General features: G+C 59.9%; 18 protein-coding genes and 1 tRNA gene. 7 read left to right on the forward strand and 12 right to left on the reverse strand.

Annotated features, from left to right (window positions below; translation table 11 throughout):
* The first annotated feature begins 150 nt into the window (after nucleotides 1–150).
* The 3 genes from ACZ5U1_RS08850 (at nucleotide 151) to ACZ5U1_RS08860 (ending at nucleotide 3860) form a co-directional block, all read left to right on the forward strand.
* Nucleotides 151–1959 carry a type I restriction enzyme HsdR N-terminal domain-containing protein gene (locus ACZ5U1_RS08850; RefSeq protein WP_464778096.1) on the forward strand — a complete coding sequence of 603 codons (1809 nt, stop codon included), beginning with the start codon at nucleotides 151–153 and terminating at the stop codon, nucleotides 1957–1959.
* Nucleotides 1960–1991: 32 nt separating this feature from the next.
* Nucleotides 1992–3118, forward strand: a protein-coding gene (locus ACZ5U1_RS08855; RefSeq protein WP_202981374.1) for an IS3 family transposase whose coding sequence is annotated in 2 segments (ribosomal slippage) — nucleotides 1992–2223 and nucleotides 2223–3118 — 1128 coding nt in all. Because the reading frame shifts where the segments join, the coding sequence is not laid out codon by codon here.
* 52 nt (nucleotides 3119–3170) lie between these two features.
* Nucleotides 3171–3860, forward strand: coding sequence for a hypothetical protein (locus tag ACZ5U1_RS08860; protein WP_464778097.1), 690 nt, complete (start codon nucleotides 3171–3173; stop codon nucleotides 3858–3860).
* A gap of 54 nt (nucleotides 3861–3914) precedes the next feature.
* Here the strand turns inward: ACZ5U1_RS08860 and ACZ5U1_RS08865 are convergent, their stop codons facing one another.
* Complete coding sequence (locus ACZ5U1_RS08865) at nucleotides 3915–4958, reverse strand: DUF2971 domain-containing protein (protein ID WP_464778098.1); 1044 nt, start codon at nucleotides 4956–4958, stop codon at nucleotides 3915–3917.
* A gap of 288 nt (nucleotides 4959–5246) precedes the next feature.
* On the opposite strand from ACZ5U1_RS08865, the gene ACZ5U1_RS08870 reads away from it, so the two are divergent.
* Both ACZ5U1_RS08870 and ACZ5U1_RS08875 read left to right on the forward strand, forming a co-directional pair.
* Nucleotides 5247–7556 carry a hypothetical protein gene (locus ACZ5U1_RS08870; RefSeq protein ID WP_464778099.1) on the forward strand — a complete coding sequence of 770 codons (2310 nt, stop codon included), beginning with the start codon at nucleotides 5247–5249 and terminating at the stop codon, nucleotides 7554–7556.
* On the forward strand, nucleotides 7525–7737 hold the full coding sequence (locus ACZ5U1_RS08875; protein WP_464778100.1) for a hypothetical protein: 213 nt from the start codon (nucleotides 7525–7527) through the stop codon (nucleotides 7735–7737). The genes ACZ5U1_RS08870 and ACZ5U1_RS08875 overlap by 32 nt, the downstream gene beginning before the upstream one ends.
* 226 nt (nucleotides 7738–7963) lie before the next feature.
* Here ACZ5U1_RS08875 and ACZ5U1_RS08880 read toward each other — a convergent pair whose 3' ends face one another.
* From ACZ5U1_RS08880 to ACZ5U1_RS08905, 6 genes are all read right to left on the reverse strand, one after another.
* Nucleotides 7964–9523: a hypothetical protein gene (locus ACZ5U1_RS08880; protein ID WP_464778101.1), complete on the reverse strand. Its 1560-nt coding sequence runs from the start codon at nucleotides 9521–9523 to the stop codon at nucleotides 7964–7966.
* Nucleotides 9524–9711: 188 nt separating this feature from the next.
* Nucleotides 9712–10812, reverse strand: coding sequence for an HNH endonuclease (locus ACZ5U1_RS08885; RefSeq protein WP_464778102.1), 1101 nt, complete (start codon nucleotides 10810–10812; stop codon nucleotides 9712–9714).
* 206 nt (nucleotides 10813–11018) lie between these two features.
* Nucleotides 11019–11969, reverse strand: a complete 951-nt coding sequence (locus ACZ5U1_RS08890) for an HNH endonuclease (RefSeq protein ID WP_464778103.1) — start codon at nucleotides 11967–11969, stop codon at nucleotides 11019–11021.
* Nucleotides 11966–14089, reverse strand: a complete 2124-nt coding sequence (locus tag ACZ5U1_RS08895; RefSeq protein WP_464778104.1) for a hypothetical protein — start codon at nucleotides 14087–14089, stop codon at nucleotides 11966–11968. The genes ACZ5U1_RS08890 and ACZ5U1_RS08895 overlap by 4 nt, the downstream gene beginning before the upstream one ends.
* 105 nt (nucleotides 14090–14194) lie before the next feature.
* Nucleotides 14195–14452: a hypothetical protein gene (locus ACZ5U1_RS08900; protein ID WP_464778105.1), complete on the reverse strand. Its 258-nt coding sequence runs from the start codon at nucleotides 14450–14452 to the stop codon at nucleotides 14195–14197.
* Nucleotides 14449–14868 carry a hypothetical protein gene (locus ACZ5U1_RS08905; RefSeq protein WP_464778106.1) on the reverse strand — a complete coding sequence of 140 codons (420 nt, stop codon included), beginning with the start codon at nucleotides 14866–14868 and terminating at the stop codon, nucleotides 14449–14451. Before ACZ5U1_RS08905 ends, ACZ5U1_RS08900 begins: the two co-directional genes overlap by 4 nt.
* Before the next feature lie 652 nt (nucleotides 14869–15520).
* Here ACZ5U1_RS08905 and ACZ5U1_RS08910 point away from each other — a divergent pair.
* Nucleotides 15521–16281 (forward strand): IS5 family transposase gene (locus ACZ5U1_RS08910; RefSeq protein WP_464777745.1). Its coding sequence is split into 2 segments (ribosomal slippage): nucleotides 15521–15854 and nucleotides 15854–16281, totalling 762 coding nucleotides; the frame shifts between segments, so codons are not numbered across the junction.
* 521 nt (nucleotides 16282–16802) lie between these two features.
* Here the strand turns inward: ACZ5U1_RS08910 and ACZ5U1_RS08915 are convergent.
* From ACZ5U1_RS08915 to ACZ5U1_RS08935, 5 genes are all read right to left on the reverse strand, one after another.
* The gene (locus tag ACZ5U1_RS08915) at nucleotides 16803–17504 is read right to left on the reverse strand and encodes a hypothetical protein (RefSeq protein WP_464778107.1); all 702 of its coding nucleotides are present in this window, start codon (nucleotides 17502–17504) and stop codon (nucleotides 16803–16805) included.
* A 123-nt stretch (nucleotides 17505–17627) separates the two neighbouring features.
* A complete protein-coding gene (locus ACZ5U1_RS08920) occupies nucleotides 17628–17807 on the reverse strand; it encodes a helix-turn-helix domain-containing protein (protein WP_087573338.1) in 180 nt (59 codons plus the stop codon).
* 72 nt (nucleotides 17808–17879) lie between these two features.
* Nucleotides 17880–18557: a hypothetical protein gene (locus ACZ5U1_RS08925; RefSeq protein ID WP_464778108.1), complete on the reverse strand. Its 678-nt coding sequence runs from the start codon at nucleotides 18555–18557 to the stop codon at nucleotides 17880–17882.
* Nucleotides 18558–18588: 31 nt separating this feature from the next.
* A complete protein-coding gene (locus ACZ5U1_RS08930) occupies nucleotides 18589–19827 on the reverse strand; it encodes a tyrosine-type recombinase/integrase (RefSeq protein WP_464778109.1) in 1239 nt (412 codons plus the stop codon).
* 164 nt (nucleotides 19828–19991) lie between these two features.
* Nucleotides 19992–20067: transfer RNA gene (locus ACZ5U1_RS08935), tRNA-Thr, on the reverse strand.
* Between the two features lie 188 nt (nucleotides 20068–20255).
* Here ACZ5U1_RS08935 and ACZ5U1_RS08940 point away from each other — a divergent pair.
* Complete coding sequence (locus ACZ5U1_RS08940; RefSeq protein ID WP_464778110.1) at nucleotides 20256–21530, forward strand: PAS domain-containing protein; 1275 nt, start codon at nucleotides 20256–20258, stop codon at nucleotides 21528–21530.
* Nucleotides 21531–21577: the final 47 nt, after the last annotated feature.

Raw genomic sequence — 21577 nt, forward strand, 5'->3', positions numbered from 1 at the left:
ATCTGTGCACTCTTTCTGAAAGCGGACGCGGGCACATAACGGCAGCCGTCGTCATGGAAAGCGGGCGGCTGATGCACCGTTTCGAACTTCGTGACGTCGCCGCCTCGATAAATATGGCGGCGGTGCGGATCGATCAGGTAGAAGAATTTGATGAACAAGCAAACTACCGAGACGAATACCGGCACCGCCAAACGGCCCAACCGGCCCAACTCCACCCCCAGAACCCCCGCGAAATCGCGCCAGGCGCGGAGCGAGGCTGAGCTCGAAGCCCGGATCACGCGGGCACTTGCCAAAGGGTTCCCCGGGATCGCCGACCATGCGATCGTGCTGCAGCGGCATTTTAGCGTGCGTCTCGGCCACGAGACCCGTGACTTCGACAGCGCAGCACTTTGGCACAAGACCGGCCGCGCCGATATCCTGCTGTTCCACGACGATCGGCCGCTGGCCGTACTCGAGATCAAGCGCGAGACCGTCGCGATCACGCGCCAGGATTACGAGCAGGCGCAAAGCTATGCGAACATGCTCACTCCGCGCCCGCCACTGGTAATTGTCAGCAACGGCAACGAAACCCGATGCTACGACGGCAACACCGGCGCGGAGTGGACGCCCGGCTCCGACGCGGGCGCCAGTGTACAGAAGCTGCTGGCCAACACGGCAAAGATCGCGGCGGCGGACATGCGCTGGGCGATCGAGGCGCTTCTGGGCCGGGATCTCGACGTCTGGCCGGGCGCCATGCGGGACTGCACCGAGCGGCTGCTCGGCGACCTGACCGATCCACCCGGCGCAAGCGGGCAGCCGGTAGCGCGCGATCTTCTGTTCCCGCGCATCGCGACTACGCAGGCCGCGGCGGCGCTCAAGACGGGTACGCTCTTCACGCTGATCGACGGCCCGCCGGCGTCGGGCAAGACCAACCTGCTTCGCGAACTGGCACGGGACACGGCGGCGAGCGAGGATCTGGCGGTTCTCATGCTACGCGGGACTGGGCCGGGTCTGTTCCAGTCAGTTGCGAACCTGTTTGCCGTAGCGTTCGAATGGCCGTTGACACCGCACGACGCGCGCCAATGGTTGCGGCGGATGTCGCGCGCTGATGCCGGCCCAAGTTTGGTAATCGCGATTGATGGGGTCGAGCCCGGTACGATGATGGCGACTGACCTGCACGAACTAGCGAGCATCGAGCTGGGACCGAAGCTGAAGGTGATCCTGACCGCCGACCAGCGCGAGGGCCTGACGCACACGACGAACGGGCGGGCGACCACAGGAATCGGCGCGCAGGGCACCGAGATCGAGCTGGGTACGCTCGGTCTGGAGGAATTCCGCGTGGCTCAGAAAATCCTGACGGAAGCGCGGATCGGGTTCGCGCAGGGTGCGGAGTATTGCGAGGACTATCGCGCGCCGTGGGTGTTACGCGCGCTTTATGACGCGGTAGCCGGCGATCCGCGATACGCGCGCGAGGAGCAGGGCGTGATCCTCCCACCGGTGCTGGACCTGCAACTGGTCGACACAACCCGCGAGACCTATGCGGGACAGTCTGATCTGCTGCGCGGTTATCGCGTGCTGGCGCGCGATGCGATCGCAGACGAGAAGCATACCGGCGATCTCGCCCTGGAACAGGCCAATGGGTTCTTCGTCCGCCAAGATGTCCTGTCAGCCGAATCCCGCGAGCGACTGGCCCGCTTGCAGGCTGCGGGCCATGTCCGAGTCTATCGCCAAGGTCGCGAGGACATCGTGCGGCCGACGATCCCCGCGGTATTCATGGTCGAACTGGCGGATGCCGCAGCGACCATCCTCGAAGAGCGTAGCGCCGCTGATGCGAAAGCGGCGGGTGAATGGCTCGGTCGGCGGCTGGAGGGCGTCTACCTCGGCGATCTGATCGGTGCGCAGGCGATCCGCACGCTGGCCGAGACGGCGGGCGGGTTCAGCGAGGGATGGACTTGTAACGGTTTTGTGCCGGTCACTTGAGAGTTTAAGGCTCGTTCAAGGAGACCGACGAGATGATGAAGCATAGTGAAGAGTTCAAGCAGGAGGCTGTGCGCATTGCGCTGACCAGCGGGTTGTCGCGCGGACGCGTCGCGTCAGATTTGGGTGTCGGCAAGTCGACGCTGAACAAATGGGTTTCGCATTATCGTCCATCGGACCTGGTGGCAGCGCCGCAGGCAGATCTGGCACGAGAGAATGAACGGCTTCGCCTTGAGAACCGCGTGCTTCGGGAGGAGAGGGAAATCCTAAAAAAGGCGACTCAGTTCTTCGCGAGCCAAAGGCCGTGAGGTTCGCCTTTGTGCACAGCTGGCGGCATCGTTGGCCGGTGGAGCTGATGTGCCGTGTCCTTCAGGTGAGCGAGCGCGGTTATCGTTCCTGGCGCTCGCGTCCAGTAAGTCATCGGGAGCGGACAGACATGAGGGTGCTGGCCCATATTCGGGAACAATATAGCCTCAGCCTTGGCAGCTACGGTCGTCCGAGGATGACGATGGAACTCAAGGAGGCGGGCCTTGATGTTGGTGAGCGTCGGGTCGGCCGCCTCATGCGGATCAACGGGATCAAGCCGGTCCGCACACGCAAACACAAGGTGACGACGGACAGCCACCATCGCCTGGGTGTCGCAGCGAACTGGTTGGATGGCGACTTTGCCGCCGATGCGCCAAATTGCAAATGGGCTGGCGACATCACCTATGTCTGGACATCGGAAGGCTGGCTCTACCTTGCCGTCATCCTCGACCTGCACAGCCGCCGTGTCGTTGGCTGGGCTGTCAGCGATAGGATGAAGAAGGATCTGGCCATCCGGGCATTGGATATGGCGGTGCGCCTGCGCAATCCGCCGCATGGCTGCATTTTTCATTCCGATCGCGGCAGCCAATATTGCTCCTATGACTACCAAAAGAAGCTGCAGGCCTACGGCCTGCGTCCATCCATGAGCGGCAAAGGCAATTGTTACGACAACTCCGCCGTCGAGACATTCTTCAAATCCCTGAAGGCGGAAATGATCTGGCGGCAGAGCTGGCCAACCCGGCGGCAAGCAGAGGCCGCCATCTTTCAGTACATCAATGGCTTCTACAACTCACGGCGGCGCCATTCATATCTGGGCGGGATCAGCCCACTCGCCTTTGAGGCCAAGGTGGCATAATGAGATAGGTGACCGGCGCAAAACCGTTACAAGTCCAGGAATCATCCACGGATTGTTCGAGATCACGCCGCGCAACGAACTGGTCGAGGACCGGTTGATCGCATTCGCCAAGCCTGACGGCGAGATGGTTCACCTCAAGATCGAGGGGGGCACGGCGTGGGTGTCCGACCGGTTTGGCAATGTGAGCGGCGACCCTATCGAGATGGGCGCGGAGCGCAGCCGAATGATGGCCGACACCACCGGCTGGATGATCCTCGGTCAACTTGCCTATCTCGCGAGTGCCCGCGTCGGTGACGACGATGATCGCATGGACGCGACCATCTTATTCCACATCGGGCAATGCCCGTTTCCGTTGCTGCGGGCAAACCCTGATGGTCTTGGCCATCTCGAACATGATCTAGGAGACAAAGGCCGTGTGCTTTGCACAGACCTTGGCGCGATCGAGACGACGACCCAGGCGATGGCGAGCATGCTGCGTCGGCCCTGGGACGGTGCGGAGCAATTCGTCGCGGCGGTGCTCGAGGAGAAATCTCTGCCACTGCTGCACCGGCTGATGATCGCGCTGCGCACGGTACGCAAATTCAGCAATGCCGCGCGCGCCGCCTGGGCAGATAAAGTGCTGCAAGACCTTGTGATGCCCGAGATCAACATCCTGATCGCGGCACCGCCGACGCCGCCGACGCCGCCGAAACCGAAGCGGACGACGCCGAGGTCAGAGAGACCAAAAGCGCGTAAACGCTGACGAAAGGTTGGCGGTCCGAATATGCTGCGCTGCCTCCAGCCTGCGCGGTTGGCGTCAACGCGGCCGGAACGGCGAGGTCGAGAGGGTCACGGCCGCGCCAGCGTGGCCATGGGTGTCGAGCAGGCGCCGGATTCCGCGCTCAATCAAGGCCGGGTCGGCGGTCGGGCCGATCCGCACCGAACGGATCGGCAATTTCGCCGTTTCGCGAACCCGCTCCAAGTTCGAGAATTCGAGATTTGTCGACGACAGATAAGGGATTACCCGGCCCGCACGTTCCCGAAAACGGGGAACGGGATGCTCGGGACACCAAGATTGCGAACCGCCTCCTTGGCTGTAGTCGTGGGCCGTGTAGATGAAGCGCGCCTCGCGCTCTGAAGCGAAGGCCGGATCCTTGCACGTGATTATGTAATGCCAGAGCGCATGGTATAGGCTATCGGCGACCATCGCACTTTCCTCGGCAATGGTTAGCGGCGGGCCGTTGCGCTTCATCGAAATCGGATCGACGATATCCTCGCGATAGGCGTCGGCATAAGCGTTGAGCAGTTGGTCGAACACCCAACGCTGGTCGTCCACGTCATATATCACGCGGTCGAGCACACTTTCCGAGGTATAGCCGAACATCTGCGGGCTGTGCTCGAGTTCGATCGCGACGGGCGCATCGGTGCCACCATAGGCGCGCCACTGGGTGAGATCGTCGCCCTCGAAAGAAAAGCAGGCGACGTAGACCTGCGGATCGGTACGGCTGTCGAAATAGGACAGCGCCATCTCCAACATAGCCCGAACGTCAGACGATGGTTCGGTAGAGATCTGCGCCTCGACGCGGTCGCAGGCGAGCCGCCGGCCGAGCTCGATCTCGTGACGGTCGTTGAGATAGGTGGCTTCGCTGAGCCACAACTCGTTGTTGGCGATGATCGAGATGAGCGCAGCCGACGAGGTATAATGGTAAATCAACGGCGGCGGTGCCGTGCGGTAATACCGTCGCAACAGGGCGAACGACGCTTCGCGCTTGGCACCGAACCAGCGCGGCATTGTTCGCGCCCCCCCGTCGAGCCGGGTCACCTTGGCAATGATATTCTCAGCGTAATTTTCTTGAGGCATGCTCTTCGCTAACGTTTCCTCGCCCGATCTGCCACATCCATCTTGAGGGAAACGGCCTATCCGCTTGGGAGAGAGCGGAGGAGCTAAGCGACTTTTTTTAGGAGCAGCTGATCGGCGGCTACGCGGCCACGTCGGACGCTCAACCTATCAGCTGCCAAACCCAAAGCTGGCATCTCGTTAGTCTCAATACTGATCCACACGAAAGAAGGGACTCTCCGCTTCCTTACTCCAAAATATTGCTTATGCCCTATCCATCCACATGGAAACGGTGATCGCGAGAACGGCACGATGAGTACCACGACATTCAACCTCCGCTACCGTCCCGTGAGGATAGGGTGGTGCATCGAGCCGGACGACTTCGAGGGATTCCGGAAGGCAGTTCGCTCGAACTTCACCCTATGGGGCGGGCGCTTCAACCCGATCATCCCGATTGGTGACCCCGATTTTGCGGCGCGATTGATCCACCTCTTTCGCGTCGATGCGCTGTACGCCCCAACGCCATCCCCAGCAGTCAGCACCTTCATTGAAACGCAGAGCCAAATCCCCAATTTCGATCTTCGGGGTTCGCTGGTGATGGACCGTGGGCACCTCGGCAAGGCATCGACCATCGCGGATCTGATGCATCCAATTGGACGCCTTTATCACGAAAATTATCGAAACAATCCCCACGCCGAGCCCTCAATCCGGCTGCACGACTGGGCCCGTGAGGATCCGTTGGCAGATCTATTCCTGACAAATTTGGGCGGCTTGCCTCCCGCAAACGAGATCGCCGAAGACTATGCCGGCCTGATACAGCTTCATTTGCGGGCTGAACAAGCGACGATTGGCGGCGAGGTTCCGCCGACGCTCCCTCCGGCTTCAATGATGTCGCTGTCGGCGTTCAACCGGCTCTATATCGACCGCCACTATGCGGTGGACAACAATTGGACCTATCCCGGCTTCTACGTCGGAGATGTGACAAGTTTCGAGGATCTAGTCACATTTTGGAACTTGAAGGCAACCGACATTCCGCTCGCATTTTATGATCCGGCGCATGCCGAAAGGCTCAATCAGTGGAAGAATGACTGGCTGGGACGGCTTCCCACGTTCAAGAATCCGCGCTGGCCACACGAGCGTGCAGCACTTTGGCATCGTGAGGAGATCGAGATTGCGGATCCGGCGGCCTTTGGCGGCGATATCCTCGACTGCGCCGTCCGGCCGCAGACCTGGAACGGCCTCAATGTTCGCGCGCCTTACATGATGTTCGGCGAGGCGAAGAGCCTTGCATCTGTCGACAAAGCGGTCGAGCCGCCCACCATAACCATTCCCGTACCCGACAATCCGCTTGCCGCGGCTCAGCCATATTACGCGCAGAAATTTGTTATCTCGGTCGATTCCGGCATCCGCCTGTCAAATGATGAACGCTATACCCTCAACCTTCCTTATCTCCCTGCGCTGAATGAGTTCTACGGGCGCAATGTGCACTGGCGCTGGAATCACGCACGAGCTGAGCCTGGCTCCCTCGGTGTGATTTCGGACGCCGGAACGAAGCATCTCACGCTTCGGCCAGCCAGCTCCACCGCCCTTGTCGAAGCGATATTCCAGTCGGTTGGAATTGCGGCGGCGCCGAGTGCGGCCGGACTGCTCGGAAGTCGGCTCGTTCGCCAGATGGGCGGCATCGACAGCTGTCGCGTATTTCGTATAGGGGGCGTCCGGGAGCTGATCGAACGTTATGCGCCGGACCAGAGCTTTACGCGCAGCGAGGCGAAGCGGCTGATATTTGCCGAAGGCAAGCCTTACGCGCTCACCAATTATCAAGATCTCTATATTGAACAGCGTGCGCCACGCGAGACACTTACCAATGACGCCATTTTTGCGCATCTGCTGCGCAAAGAAATCTTTCGTCCCGGCCTGAAACTCGCCTGCCCGAGTTGCAAACTCGACTTCTGGCGATCGGTTGACGATGTCCGCACGCGTAATGAGTGCGAATACTGCGGGCATGTCTTCAACCTAGGGCCGCAGCTTCGGGATCGCGACTGGGCTTTCCGGCGCTCGGGCCTGTTCGGCCGCCGTGATAATCAAGAAGGCGCCATTCCGGTAACGCTCGTGCTCCAGCAGTTAACTAATATGCACGATCTCAGGTCAAACATCATAACGATGGCGATGTCATTGAGCCCGGACGGTGCCGACATCGCAGCATGCGAGAGCGATTTCATCCTGCTATCGCCGAGTGAACGTGGGGGACGGACCCAGGTCCTCATCGGCGAATGCAAAACCCGCCAGCCGATTAGCGAGCAGGATGTCACGAACCTTCGGCGGGTCGCCGATGCATTTCCGAAAGACAGCTTCGATGTCTACATCGTCTTCGCGAAGCTTGCGGACTTCGGCGCGGAAGAAATTCAGCACATCAGTTCATTGAACGACGAATTCCAAAGGCGAGCTATCATGCTGACCGCGCGCGAGCTCGAGCCATGGTTCATCTATGAGCGCACGGAGGAGATTTTCGACATAATCAAGCATGCCGTGACGTTCCGGGAAATGGCGGACAACACGCATAATATCTTCATCGAGCCGCGGATCTTGGAACTTGATCCGGATCAACCTGTCGCGGGCATGTGACGATGAGGGTGAACAGGAGACTTTCGCTATCCCTATGCGCACGATCATCGAGCAGCAGTTCGCGAGCCATGCCGTCCGCCCCTGGTTCATAGCCAATACGCTCGGCCATGCCTTTGTCCGCAAGGACTATGAAAACCACCCCTATGTCCACGCTACTTCCTTCCCAACTGCCTGTTCATAGGACCGCTGTTCGGTATGGCTCCTGGGACGGGTGGATGGGAATTTTTCGACCTGCCCGATTACGGCGATGGTGACTGGACGGACGATGAATTCGCAGCGGCATATAATAACCGGGATCTTACCCTAGTCGCTGGGCCAACGGGGTAGTCCTCAGGGAGACCAGATGGGGGGGCGGCCAAGCGTAGATCGTGGAAGCGAGTTCTGGCAAGCGATAACAGGTCGTCCCATTAAGGCTCGTCGTCACCCAGATCTTGTAGCCGACCATACCATGGAAGCAGGTCGCCCAGCGCTTCCTGAAACGGATAATCTTTGGGCTCGGTTTTCGCCGACTCTGCGTCTTGATGGAGGCTGGAGAAGATCCAGCCGACCCGCTCCCCCGAGGCGATCTCGACCGTTTCCAGCAGCGACGCCGCAGTCGCGGTTCGCAGCACGTCCTCGAGTTCAGAGATAGTGCAGAATGCGACGGGCAGGCGATCCTCCCGGGAAATAGCATGGGCACTGGCATCCGCAAGAACATGAGCACGCTCAACGATCTGGGGAATGATGGTCGAGCGCCCCGCGAACCATTCATCGAGGGTGAGAATCAGCAGCTTAACGTCATGGGCGAGGCGCTTCGGCGCTATGTCGAGCCGACTGTGTGCGTAGAACCGCCAAAGCTGCATCATGGCCTTAGCAATCTCCTCGTAGCCGCGATCTTCGCCAGGCGCTTCACCGAAGCGGGCGGCTACGCTCATCCGAGATGCTTTGCACTCGATCGCCAGTGAAACTACGCCGTGCCGATCATGCATGAGAATGTCCGGGGTAGCGATCGGTCCTAAGGGCGTGCGATAACTAGACTCCGGGTCAAACAGGACCGCTGGCAACATGTGCGTCAGCAGATCAAGCGCGTAGCTCTCAAACCTTCGGCCGACTTCATCGCGAACGGCCCCGCCTCCGCCGACCACATCGTAAAACAGCCCGTTGGTTACCCGGTCCATGATCAGGTCCGGCAAGGGGGCAATCATTGTTCGCGCGCGATGGCCGACAAGAAGACAGGGATGTCGCCTGAGAATGCTGGGCTTGTAGGCGGTTGCGGTGTCCATCGCGCGAAGGTCCGTCGCCTTGGCCCGCGCGACGGCGATAGGGCAGGAGATACGCTCGAGCGCCTGTTCCAGGGTGTTTCGAGTGATCCCCCACTCGTGGATCAGGCCCATGTCCGTGGCCGGACGAATGCCCGGCTCGGGATAAAGGACCGAAAGCAGTGAGAACCCGACAAGCGTCATATCGGAGGTGGTGAGATTGGCGGCTTGCTGCAGATAGGCGGCGCACTCGCCCTGACCATAAATGAAAGCGCTCCGATAGAGCGGCGGAATCCCGACATAACCACGCTGCCAAGGAAACTGCCGAGCACCGATCCTACCGAGTTCGACCAAGATGTTCACATCATTACGACGCGCGAGATATTCAGCGCCCTCCATCGAGCGCAACAGATTGACCAGATCGCCAATCGCGTTCCAGTTTCGGCAATCGATGGTTTGAAAAATGCTTTTGGGGGTTGTGAGGAGTTCGTTCGCGAGCGTCTCAAGTTCCCACGGATAAATTGCTCGCGGCCCGAGAATGCCTTCCGTCGCAGCCTCAGGCGGGTAGCCGTTGAGGAAACGCCCGGCCTCGGCAGCGCGTCCCGTTTGCAGCGCGTTCAACGTCCAAAGCATGCGCAAAAATGCTATATCGTCGACTGCCGACAGGAGTTTCGAAAATCTGGTCCGCAAACCTGGAAGTTGTTCAATTCTCGTTGCGGGCACCACCATAACGCTCCCCAAGCTGAATAATGCAGCAATCCGGCGGAATAGCATAGTGCGAGTAGCAGGTTACGGGAACTAGCAGAGGTCGTTTATGACCTCGCCCTGAATGGCGGAAAGTGGTCGGAAGGCGACCCACGCGAACGGCACTATCTCCGTATTTCGGCTCCAGACCGAAATTCCCTTATCGGCCAGTGTCATCCTTCGAATGATGAGCTCGCCTTAGCGAACGCGATCTTCCGGTGTTCGATGCGGTGGCAGGTGGCGCACAGCAGCGCGAGGTCCGCGAGCGCGGTCTCGGTGCCGGGGGGAAGGTCAGCGAGCGGGACCTTGTGGTGTACATCGAGCCCGGCATCGAGGAACGCCGGGCCGTGCCTTGCGGCAGGCTCGAACCCGCATTCCTCGCAGACGAGCTTGCCCGTGGCAGCAAGCACCGCCACCTTCTTATCGCGCGCTAGGCCGGGCGCGCGCTCGCGTCGTAGGTGGGCGACGCGCTTGGGATGGCCTTCGACCCAGCGGCGATCGTCATCCTCGCTGGGGAGAGTTGGGCTGCCGGGTACGGCGGCCTTGTCGCCAGCGACGGGTTCGCCCTTAGGAACGATCAGGTAACCGGCTGCCTGCAACAGTTCGAACGACGGCTGCGACCACCCAGCGCTAAAATGGGCCGGGAATGCCTCGATGCCGAGCGCCCGTTCTAGCGCCAAGCCGAAGACCTTCTTGGGCGGCAACCGCAGGCCGCCGGGCGTGACCAGGTCATAATCGCGCGAGTTCGCGAAGTTGGGCGCGTCGCCTCCTTGAGCGAGGGTGAGCACGGCGGCGTGGATGTCGGAGGGGGTGACCTGACGCTGATTGCTGTGGGTAAGCCGCTCGGGAGCTTCGACAACGCGATGAAGCTTCAGTTGCTGTATGAGTTTGCCTGGCCCGAATTCAAACCTCAGCCGCTTAGTCGAATTCCCGACGTGGTTGCCAGGCGGCTTGCCGAAGTCCCGCATTCGGGTGCGGATGGCAGAAGCTGCTGCCGCAGGGCCGAGAGCAACAAGCTCCTGTCCCTCTGCGAGCACCCGGCTAGCGGCGTTGGGAAACAACCGTACAGCGTCGCGGCTCGTCAGAAGGACACGTTCAAGGTTCGAGGATGGGCCAAGCGATCTGGAGAGGATGGTCTCGAGCGCCGTGCTGTATTGAGAGTTACGGGCATACGCGCCGGTTCCTCCCCGGCTCTCGAGAATGATCGCGCCCGGTTCCACGCCGATCGCCGCATCGAGCTGCTGACCATCTAACTCGATGCGGAAATCTTGCATTGTATATCCCTCGGCGTCGTTAGGGAGATAACGAAAATCTCTCTCTAGCGGAAATGTCGTATCGTTTCTTCTTCGTTTGAAGGGCTGTTTTTGACGTCGAGGCAATCGCTAACTGCCGTGCCACCACCGGCCATCTCGAGCCGATAAGCCGCCGGACGGCAGCGCCCACCCTGTTGGTCGGTTGATGGTTAAGTCACCGATCTTGGTCACTCGGAAGGGCGTCTCCAGTGGGGCGGCGCGAAGGGCCGTTCTTCCCAATTGTTCGGCAGATCGAACAATAGATCATCGGCTTCGGCCAGCGGCGTCTCAGTACGCCATGCGAAACCATTGCTCGTATCGCCCCAAACGAAATCCACGGTTTCTTTCGGAAGCGCTGCAACAAACGCCTCTCGCTCGGCGGCCGGGCCATAGAGACCGAACACCCGCAATCGCCCGTTCCACTCGACCGCCCAGCTCGAAAGCTCGCTGCCGGCCATTCTTCGCATCTCGTGCCTAAAATATCCATCGGCTAGGATCGTCGTGCAGATCGGCTCCCAGCTGCGCGTCGCAGTGACGAACGCTATAATCCGCGGATTGCCCCAGTCTTCTTTGGTCAACTGGCCCAAGGTCAAGAATTCGCCCGGCTCGAGCCATGCGCCATGGCTACGCTCGACATTGAACGACCGAAAATGGGCAAACCCCTGAACATGGTAATATGCGAGGCGCGCGACACGCTGATCCTCAAGGGTGGGCATGGCCACGCCGTTATAGGTCATCGAGATACCATCGCCGATCGGGATGTTGGCTTCGATCTTGTTGTAGCTCTGCGCAGCAAGCTTGCGGGTCGCCGGACTGATCGCACCGCGCGATTTGCGCGCGACCGTCCGTCGCAGGCGCTCGTCATCCCGGACATAGTTGCCGCGCGTATCGGGCAGCATCGTGATGATCGAAATGTCATCCTCAAGTGCCGCCTTCCGATCGTTGCAGGGGCGGCATGCCTTGACCTGAAGGAAGAAACCAGTTGCCAATGTCCCCTCCGGCACGAACCGCCGCCCGACGACATGATCCCGTGTGGTGATACGGCGCTCGAGGACAATGCCGCAATAGGCGCATTTGCGATTGGGCAGGCTAACCGACTTGTCTGGATCGAACGCCTCTCGCTGATCCACCGCCATCATACCGAGGCCAATTCGGACGGGCCGGACAATCGGCCATCGGTGCCTGCCGCTGTCGGATCTTGCAGGTTGATCGCCGGAAGAAGGATCGCTGCTAGCGGCATGTCGGAGACCACGCATCGGATATCCTCACCATCAGGCCAGCAATAGATGCCCAGGCTCCAAAATAGGCGTTCGGCATGGCGGCTGAGCGTCGATACCACTACAAGATCTATCGTGTCGTCGTCCCCATAGCTGGCGGCGAGATCGCGTCCAAACAGTGCTAGCCAATGGTCGAGACCGGAAGGTGCGAGACGCTGGGCCAGATCATCACCGGCGAAAGCCTTGTCGGGTGCAAGGCCATCGCGATGACCCAGCCAATCCGCAGCATGGACGAGCACCGCCGATACGCATTTGAGCGCGATGGTTGATGCACCCCCAATGTCGCTATCGTCAGCCATCCGTAAACGGGCAGCCGCGATCTCGGTTCGCGCATATGCGAGGCTGTCAACGACCAGATCGCAATAAGTTCTGCCTTGATCGGGATCGACGAATGCCGCCTGCTTCGCACTCCAATAGGCGCTCGGGGCGTGCGCAACGGCGAGGTGCAGTTCCCGGCCCATCGCGTCTGGCGTGAACGCAGGCACATCTGCGTAGCGCGTGGTGTGCGCAATCCCCGCCAGCATCCTGATCAGCAAATGCAGGCTGGCGGCGCGAAGTTCTGGATCATCGGACGCCCAGCCAGCGGCAATTCCGGCCGCCAGCACCAGATGCGATTTGGGGACCCCGTCGCGGAACACCGTCACCGGCATTGCGACACCGACGCCATAACCGAGCGCGCCGCTGGTGACAGGAGGCAAGTCCGGGTCACCGCGATCGAGCTTCGCCAGCGCCTCGGCATAGTCGATCCCGATGGTGACGCCGTCAAGATCGTGGAGCGGAATATCGTGCGGCAACGCGCTGATGACTCTTTGCAGGATTGCACCATATTCCTGCACCAGAAGATCATCCCCAAAATCGTGCAAGGTCACGCGATAGGAGAAGTCCCGATATGTGAAAGCCCGCGGCTGGGCTTGCAGCAGGTCGCCCGACACCTGGCTGCGTCGTGCGGTCTCGGCATCATTGACAGCCTCGGCGATCGACTCGGCCAGCGCGCTCGCCGGGCCGCTGCCGATCGCAGCGCTCAGGTTCTCGTCATCGAAGGCGCGCCAACCGATGAAGAACCTTTGACAACTCGCTGCGGCTTCGGCGTTGAAAGTCGACAGGCCAATAGCTTCCGCCGGATCACGTTTTCCGACTAGCATCCGGTCATGCGCGATGGGCAGCAGAACCAGTGTCACATCGACGCCATTGGTGAAGAGAAGCGGTGCGAGCGTGCCACCAACCTCCCGGGCAAGCGCTATGGCGTCGGGCAGAATGAGATCGCTCGCGGCCTCGATCGACCAATGCAAGACGCTGAGCGCGCTGACCCAGCCATGATCGTCGAGCGGCCTGGCGACGATCGCGTTATGGCTTTCCCTCACGCGGCTGGTGAGATCTTTGAAGAGAGTAGGGAAAATCGGCGCCAAAGTGGCGACCGCTTGCGCCGCAAGTTCACTGCCGCGCTCGCGGACAAGGAAAGATAGCAGCCGCTCGCTGAGCGTCGGCGGAAATCCGGACGGCACGAGATCCTGCGCGATGTTGCGAATGGCTTCTGTTACCGCAGTGGCCAGTACCGGGCTGTCGATCCCCATCATGGCGCCAAGACGTGTCGGATCGGTGAACAAGGATTCGATCTCGCCGGTGATGCTGTCGATCCCATCCTCTATCGTCCGGCGCAGATGGGCCGTCCGCATGACCAGATGCACGGTAATGCCCGCGGCATGGTTCGAATCGATGACGGTGCCGGGCGGCATAGTCCGCAGTATCGCAACATCTTTGCCGAGGTCCTGTTCGAAAGCGGTGATCGCATCGTCGAGCGTCAGCTCGCCCGGGCCGCCTTTGCGCGAATAAAACCAGTCCTCCGTCCCAACATCCTTGATGCCCACGAGCAGCGCAGGCGCAGCGGCGCGGTGAAGCCATGTGCGCTCGGCATCACCCGGAGCATCGGCGAGAAATCCGCGTTGGAGAAGTCGCGGTATATAATGTTGTCGTTTTCCCGCCACCAGCCACCCGATTCACTCTTGCAGCCATTATAGGCAAGCAACGTCGGCCGGTCATCCCTATCGCCGCGGCAAATCTATGCAGGGTCTAGCATAAGGCGGCGATCATTACATTGCTGGGCGACCATCTGGACCTTCGAGCCGTGCAATGAGGCAGCGTGTACTGGCGATCGGATGCCACCATTTATATTTCTCCTCGTTCCCGGCGTGAAGATAGACATCGACTACAGCTTTCGCAGCTTCGCATATCTCCCCTTTGTCGCCAGTACGCTGGACCATTTCATAGCGCTTCTCCGCAGCTTCCCCGGTGTCGGTGCAGCCCTGTGCGACGAAAAGTGCAGCACAAGCTATGACCACGCGTATCATTGCTGGATCAGACCCTGGATTTCAGCATCGGACCTGCGTTCACATCTGGCTAGAGTTCGACCATCGAGCGGTGCGCCAATCGAGAACGCCCACACCGGGCGATCAGAGTAGAAAACGGCCGCCATCCCCTGATTGCCAGCGTAACCACCATATTGATTCTTGGCATTAACCGACAGCATAACTGTCCAACGTACCGGTCGGCCCTCTTTCATCTGTACCTTTACAGGTGGGTAACAGATCATGAAGTTGGTAACGGAACCCGCGTCGAACAACGTGTTACGGAGAGCGGCAGCGATTTGCGGCAATGCTCGCTCTTTCGACATTTCTGGAAAAGCTGTCCAATCAAAATCACTATTTTTTGCGCTGGCGGGCGTCATGATTACGGCCAGCGCAGCTATGGCTATGACAGCGCGCATCTCGTCCCCTGTGTTCAACCGCCCGCCCCGACAGCCGGGACGGTTAGCCGCGCGCGAACACAGGAACACGCGCCCTGCGTATTCCCGAAAGGTTTTATATTCCGCAGGCCGCCCGACCGTAGCAGTCGAGAGCCTGTGTTCTCCGCGCGATTGCGGGCCTTCCCTCACGGCTAAGATCGGGTCAGCGGCGCCACGTTACGATGTGACGCTGCGCTTGTCCATGCACTGTGACCTTGGCGCCAAATCCGTCAGAGAGATCAGGCGCACAAGGGGGCGTCGGAAGAATTCCAACTATGAGGCATCTGACACAAACGTGGCATCGCGTGCCTGTGCCTTATCGGAGTTAAACGAGGGCCAGCTCCAACCCCGTGCCCCTAATCACCACCATCATCTGCGCTGCACACTCAGCGTCCAGCTCCCAATACCGTTCCTCATGGCGCCGGAAGGTGCGCCGCCACATTCCTTTGGGTCGCTGAATCGGCTGTTCCCACCCCTCGTTGCAACCCAGCTTTTTCTGTAGCCGGGAAAGGGCCTCGAACGGCCTGTCGCGGCTGGTATGGCGCTGGGACTGATAATCTAGGGTCAGGACCTATTAAATTACTTGCGGTGCTGAGGATTGGTTGATTCAATGGCGGCGTGAGGAGGCGTCGCCGTGAGTGATCTGATTTGGCTTTCGAAGGCGCAGATGCGCCGGATCGAGCCGTATTTCCCGCTGTCGCACGGCGTGCCCCGGGTGGATGACCGTCGGATCATCAGCGGCATCATCTTCATTATCAGGAACGGCCTGCGGTGGCGCGATGCACCTGCCGACTATGGCCCTCCCAAGACGATCTACAACCGCTTCATCCGGTGGAGCCGACTTGGCGTGTTCAACAAGATTTTCGCAGCGCTCTCGGCGAAGGCCGGGCAGCCTGACCAACTGATGATCGATGCGACGCATCTGAAGGCGCACCGGACCGCAGCCAGTCTGCTCAAAAAGGGGCTGTTCCCCGACGTATCGGACGCACCAAAGGCGGCCTGAATTCCAAGCTCCACGCCGTCTGCGACGGAAAGGGCAGACCGCTGGTCATGCTGCTCAGCGAGGGGCAGATGAGCGACTACAAAGGCGCTGCCCTGATGCTCGACGCCTTGCCCCGCGCCAAAGCCCTGCTCGGCGATCGAGGCTACGACGCCGACTGGTTCCGCAACGCGCTCGCGGAACGCAGCATCACCGCCTGCATCCCGTCAAAGAAGAACCGAAAGGTCCCGATCCCGCACGATGCCGTGCTCTATCGCCAGCGTCACAAGATCGAGAACATGTTCGGCAGGCTCAAGGACTGGCGTCGCATCCACACCCGTTACGACCGCTGTGCGCACACATTCATGTCAGCCATCTGCATCGCTGCAACCGTCATCTTCTGGCTCAATCAATGAGTCCTGACCCTAGTCGCCAAGCTTGTCTGGACGCAAAGCGATCCCCATCAAAAGGAAGGTAAAGCTTCCCGACCCTGATCCCTGTGAAGGGGCAGATCATCCACCAGCGCTTACCGCCATAAGGAGGCTCGGTATAACAAAGTCTGATCGATTGCCTGACGTGCTCTCGATCACGGCCAGAGCCTTGATCGAAAAACAATTCGACCCGCTCAAGTCCGGGGTGATCCATGATTGCGGCGTAGCTGATCGAACCACAGGGTTCGCCACCGCAAATCCAATTCAGGTTTCCGCTCAGACTGTGTCCAGCGCTGGCAAAGCCTGATCGCAGCATCCATGAAATGTCGATCCAAAGCGCGGAATCCGTTGTCGGTCGGCTTCCATGTCGGCCTGAGCCTACACCGCCCATCTTCAAGCTCCACTGCACATATTTCGACTTTATGGAAACCTCGCCCCCACCGCTAGATTTTCCGAAATCATTTGGCAATTTTCCTTTGTGGAACTCACAGAAATGAGTTCGGCGGTTATGCAAGACGGGGTGGGATGGGGTGGAAAGCTGTCGGCGAATGCTGGCCAAACGGCGGCACCTGATGAGTAGCTGAGAACAGAAACGCCTTCTTCTTCCAGTCCTGCCAAACGCCCGATCGTTTGCCGATGACAAGACATCTCTGCCCCCATCGCACTTGGTAATGCCCTAACAATCCAAAAGTCGCTTCCATTTCCGCTGGCGCGCATTTCAGCATATAGTGCAGCTTCCCATGCAATTCAGCACCATAGGCATCGCCATTCATGGTAGCGGCAAATCTGAGCCGCTGGGTTTGGACGACGCCCGACCTATAGCCGTTCGGTAACTTTGATTTTGTCCAACGAAGCGGCATCGCCCGGAATAGAGGATCGAGATTGGCAGGGACGTGGAGCAGGATGTGCGCATGTTGGCCGAACCTGATACCCCGCTCCTGTACCCATACCCACGGCATCTGATAACCACGCACTCGCATCCATTCCCGTGCCAGCCGAACGAACTGCCCGGTCGCCTCCACGGCTTCATCGCAGGGAACGCCTCCGCGACCCCAAGCTATCGTAATGAACCGATTGAGCGGCATTCCAGCCCTCCACGCGACAAGGCTGGCATCGATCAGCTTTTGGCAATCAGTTGTGCGCAATTGCCAGCTTTGGCGGGTGGCGCAATTGCGCGCGCCGCCACGCTTGAGCCTGATCGAAGACACCGAAGGCCGGTCCTATATAAAGGCAGCAGGGCACCACGCCGGCCAAGCCATTGAGCACAAAGGACTTCCATTGGCGAGGCTGGCACAGCGGGAAACATTTTGCTGCAAGTTTCAAGGGAACGGTTAGGCACGGCCGGAAACGAACAAATCCTCCTGCCACTTCTGCGCATCGCTCTGCGCAATGCGTGTCGCTCGCCCGATCTTGCGAAACGGCAACCGCCCCGCTGCATTCTCGCGATAGACGGTCGATCGACCAACGCCGTTACGCTCGCAAAACTCTCTGATCGTCAAAAGCTTTTCCATCTGCACCTCCTGATGTCCATTGGGGTGCCGAGGACATAATGCGATCGCAGCCAGGTCGCTGTCGGTGATTGCCTATTCCGATTGGGGCGGCATTTCCGACGGCTTGGCCGCTTCCCAAAGGATTTCCTGCCTGTCAGGCGTTACCGCCTCGCCGATCACCAGCTTCGCGATCCCTTGATAGAACTTCGTCCAGTCATTCTCGTCGCGGATGTCTGAGAATACCTCGGAACCACCCCGTGGCTTGGCAGGCACCCCGAACTCATGTTCAAAGATCGGTGCCAGCTTGCAGGCTAACACCAGCCGCGTCTCGCGCCTGCTGGAAGACGCCCATTTTGTTGGTTGCTTGAAGGCTTCCAGAAAGACAGCGACCGCCTCCAGACGCCTGGCGGTAACGAAGAAATCGGGGATATGATCGGCGATCGACGCCGTCATGAACATTGAGGCTACGCTGACGGCTTGCGAATGACTCAGCTTCGCTACCGATTTAGCGGACTGGTCGATGGTGCTGGCCAACTTTCGGCATTCACGTGCCAATTGAGCATGACCCTTATCTTCCGGCCTAAGCCCCGTCATCGACAGTTCGATCAGACGGACTTCATAACCGATCGTATCCCAGCCCCATCTCGGTTCGAGGGCAAAGCCAAGCTCAACAAGCGTCTCCCGAATCAGGTGCCCTTCCTGCGCCGCCGTCCCAATCCAGCCACTTTTGAGGAAATCTGGGTAGTCTTTCTGAACCCGTGCCTGGGCCATGCCATAGAGTTCGTAAGGCAGGCGCGTCTTTCTATTTCGCGCCATTGGCTTTGGCCCCGGAAATAAGCGGAATAATTTCAGCGCCCTGACGGAGTTGGTCGAGATAATCGCTCCACCATTGGGCCATTTCCACCCGTTCGTCCCAATGCTGCCCACGGGCATAGGCTCCGCGCACCGCATTGCTGTGACCATGAGCCAGCGCCCGCTCAATGGCGTCCGAGTGCCATTTGCCAGACTCATTCAGCAGCGTTGAGGCGGTCGCGCGTAAGCCGTGGGCTGATACCGTATCTTTATCGAACCCCAATCGGCGATATGTGCCATTTAGGGTGTTCTCACTCATTGGCTTGAGGTGCGACCTCTGGCCCGGAAACATAAAATCGAAGCCACCGCTATGCTGTTGAAGCTCTTTCAGGATGCCCAACGACTGCCGGGATAATGGGACACTGTGTTGCCGCCGCAGCTTGGTTCGTTCTGCGGGAACGCGCCAGACAGCGGCTTCCCAGTCGATTTCCGGCCATTTGCCCTGCCGCAATTCGCCGGGGCGCAAAAACACATGTGGCGCCAGTTGCATAGCCAGCTTGACGATGGGACCGCCGCCATAGTCATCAATTGCGCGGAGAAATTCGCCCAGCTGTGCGGGATCAAGGATCGCGGCATGATGCCTAACCTTGCCTGTTGTCAGGGCGCCGGTCAGCAACGCGGCGGGGTCGTGCGCGCATCGTGTTGTCGCCACGCCATAGCGGAAAACGCGGCTAGCAAGCGCCCGCGTCTTGCCCGCTGTTTCCAAATGACCACGTCGTTCGATCGCCTTCAGCACTACCAACAGTTCGGCAGGTTCGATCTCGGCGATCGGTCTTGAACCTAGAGCGGGTGTCAAATGGGAGAGGAACCAGCGCGCCTTTGCGACGGTAGCCGTGGCCTTGCCATTGTTGACCAGCTTGGTTTGAATAAAATCTTCCGCGACGCTTTGGAAGCTGTTGCCCGCGCTAACCTCACGAGCGATTTTGTCCATCTTACGCTCATGTGCCGGGTCGCGCCCTTCACGTAACACCTTCCGGGCCTCATCGCGCCGCTGCCGCGCGTCAGCAAGACTCACTTCGGGAAATCCACCGAAAGCCAGCCGCTTTTCCTTGCCCATGAATCGGTATTTGAATCGCCAAAGCTTTGAACCGTGCGGAAAAACTTCGACGTAAAGGCCCTTCTCATCTGCCACCCGATAGGGCTTCTTCTTGGGCAGAAATGCCTTAATTTCCAATGCCTTTAGCGTCATACGGGGGCATCCCATTTCATGCCGAGCTTCATGCCCCCAGCCGTGCCCCCATTTACGCTGGATTTTGGGGGCATGATCAGAAACAAAAAGCAACGTCTAGGGACGGAACTTTGCCATATAATAGCAAGAATTCAAGCTTTCAGGGATATCGAGGCATAAGGAAATGGTGCCGCTTACGTGACTCGAACACGTGACCCCATCATTACGAATGATGTGCTCTACCAACTGAGCTAAAGCGGCATTGGGTGGGCCAGATAACAGCGGTTGATGCGCAGGACAAGCGGGCAATGCATCTTCGCGCATCATCTCTTCGGGGGGCATGCGGCGCGCGCGTTGCGTCGGGCGAGCCGCTTCTTCACGGCATGTTTACCATCCCATGGCAGTGTCGAGTCTCAGGAAAGCTTTTCTTCTGGATTAGGACCGACCGGATGGACACTCTGCGGGGGCAGGAAATCTCCAATGAACAGGATGATTTCGACTATGCCGATCACGAGGCGATGGAGCCGCCGTCCAGCGTAGGCTTCGACGAGCGACGCATGCAGGTGCGCGCCTATAATTATTGGGCGTCACTGCTGGGCGACCGCACGCTTCCGTCGATCGAGGATCTCTCGCCCGATCATCTGGAGGATTTCGGCCCCAATAGCGTCCTTCTGGATTTCAGCACCGGGCTCGACAATCCGGCGGTCGTGTATCTCGGCACCGCGCTGCGCCGTGAGTGCGATGTCACCGGCGCCATCCAGTTCATCAACGACGTGCCCTCGCGCTCGCTGCTGTCGCGCCTGACGGATCATTATCTGCAGATCATCGCCAACGCCGCGCCGATCGGTTTCGAAGCGGGCTTCCTCAACCAGCGCGGGGCGGAGATACTCTATCGCGGCATCCTCATGCCCTTTTCGTCCGATGGCGAGACGATCGATTTCGTGTTCGGCGTCATCAGCTGGAAGGAACTGGCGAGCCAGGCCGTCGCCGACGAGCTAGGTCGCGAAGTCGATGCCGCCCTGCGCAGCAACGCCGCTCCGCATGCGGTCGCACCGATCTGGGCGGATGGTCCGGCGGCGGGCGAAGATGACGACACGCTGGACCTGTCCGGCATGGAAAGCCCGGCCGACGACGCACCGCTTGCCGACTGGCTCGCCCTCGCCCGCGACGGCGCGGAGCAGGCGCGCACCAGCGAAGCCCGCACCCACGGCGCCCTCTATCGCGCCATCGGCCTCGCCTACGACTTCGCCCTGATGAGCGAGGCGTCACCGGAAGATTATGCCGAGATGCTGGCCGACGCCGGCATCAAGCCCCAGGCCCGCAGCCCGCTTACCGCCGTGGTGAAGCTGGTCTTCGGCTCCACCTATGACAAGACGCGCATCACCGAATATGCGACCGCGCTCGAACATGCGAAGAACGCAGGGCTCGGCCTTGGCACACTTGGCGACTATCTCGGCGAATATCCAGGCGGCCTCAAGGCCCTGATCCGGGACGAGCGCGCCCAGCGCCGCTCGCTCCTGCCCCCTCGCCCCGACTCCAGCCAGACCGCGCGCGCCGCGATGAAGGCCGCCGCGCCGATCGATCCCTTCGCCATTTCGACCGACGGAGACGGCCTAGCCGTCGTCATCGCCCGGCGGGAAGCGGACGGCACTCTGGCCATAGTCGGCACCCTTCCCGATGGATCGGACCTTGGCCAGCGAGTGATCGTCGCCGCAGCCGCTTAACGACAACGCTCATTATATTTCGACGGCCAGTAACTTTATTTCATTTC

The sequence above is a fragment of the Sphingobium sp. TomTYG72 genome (assembly GCF_055394715.1).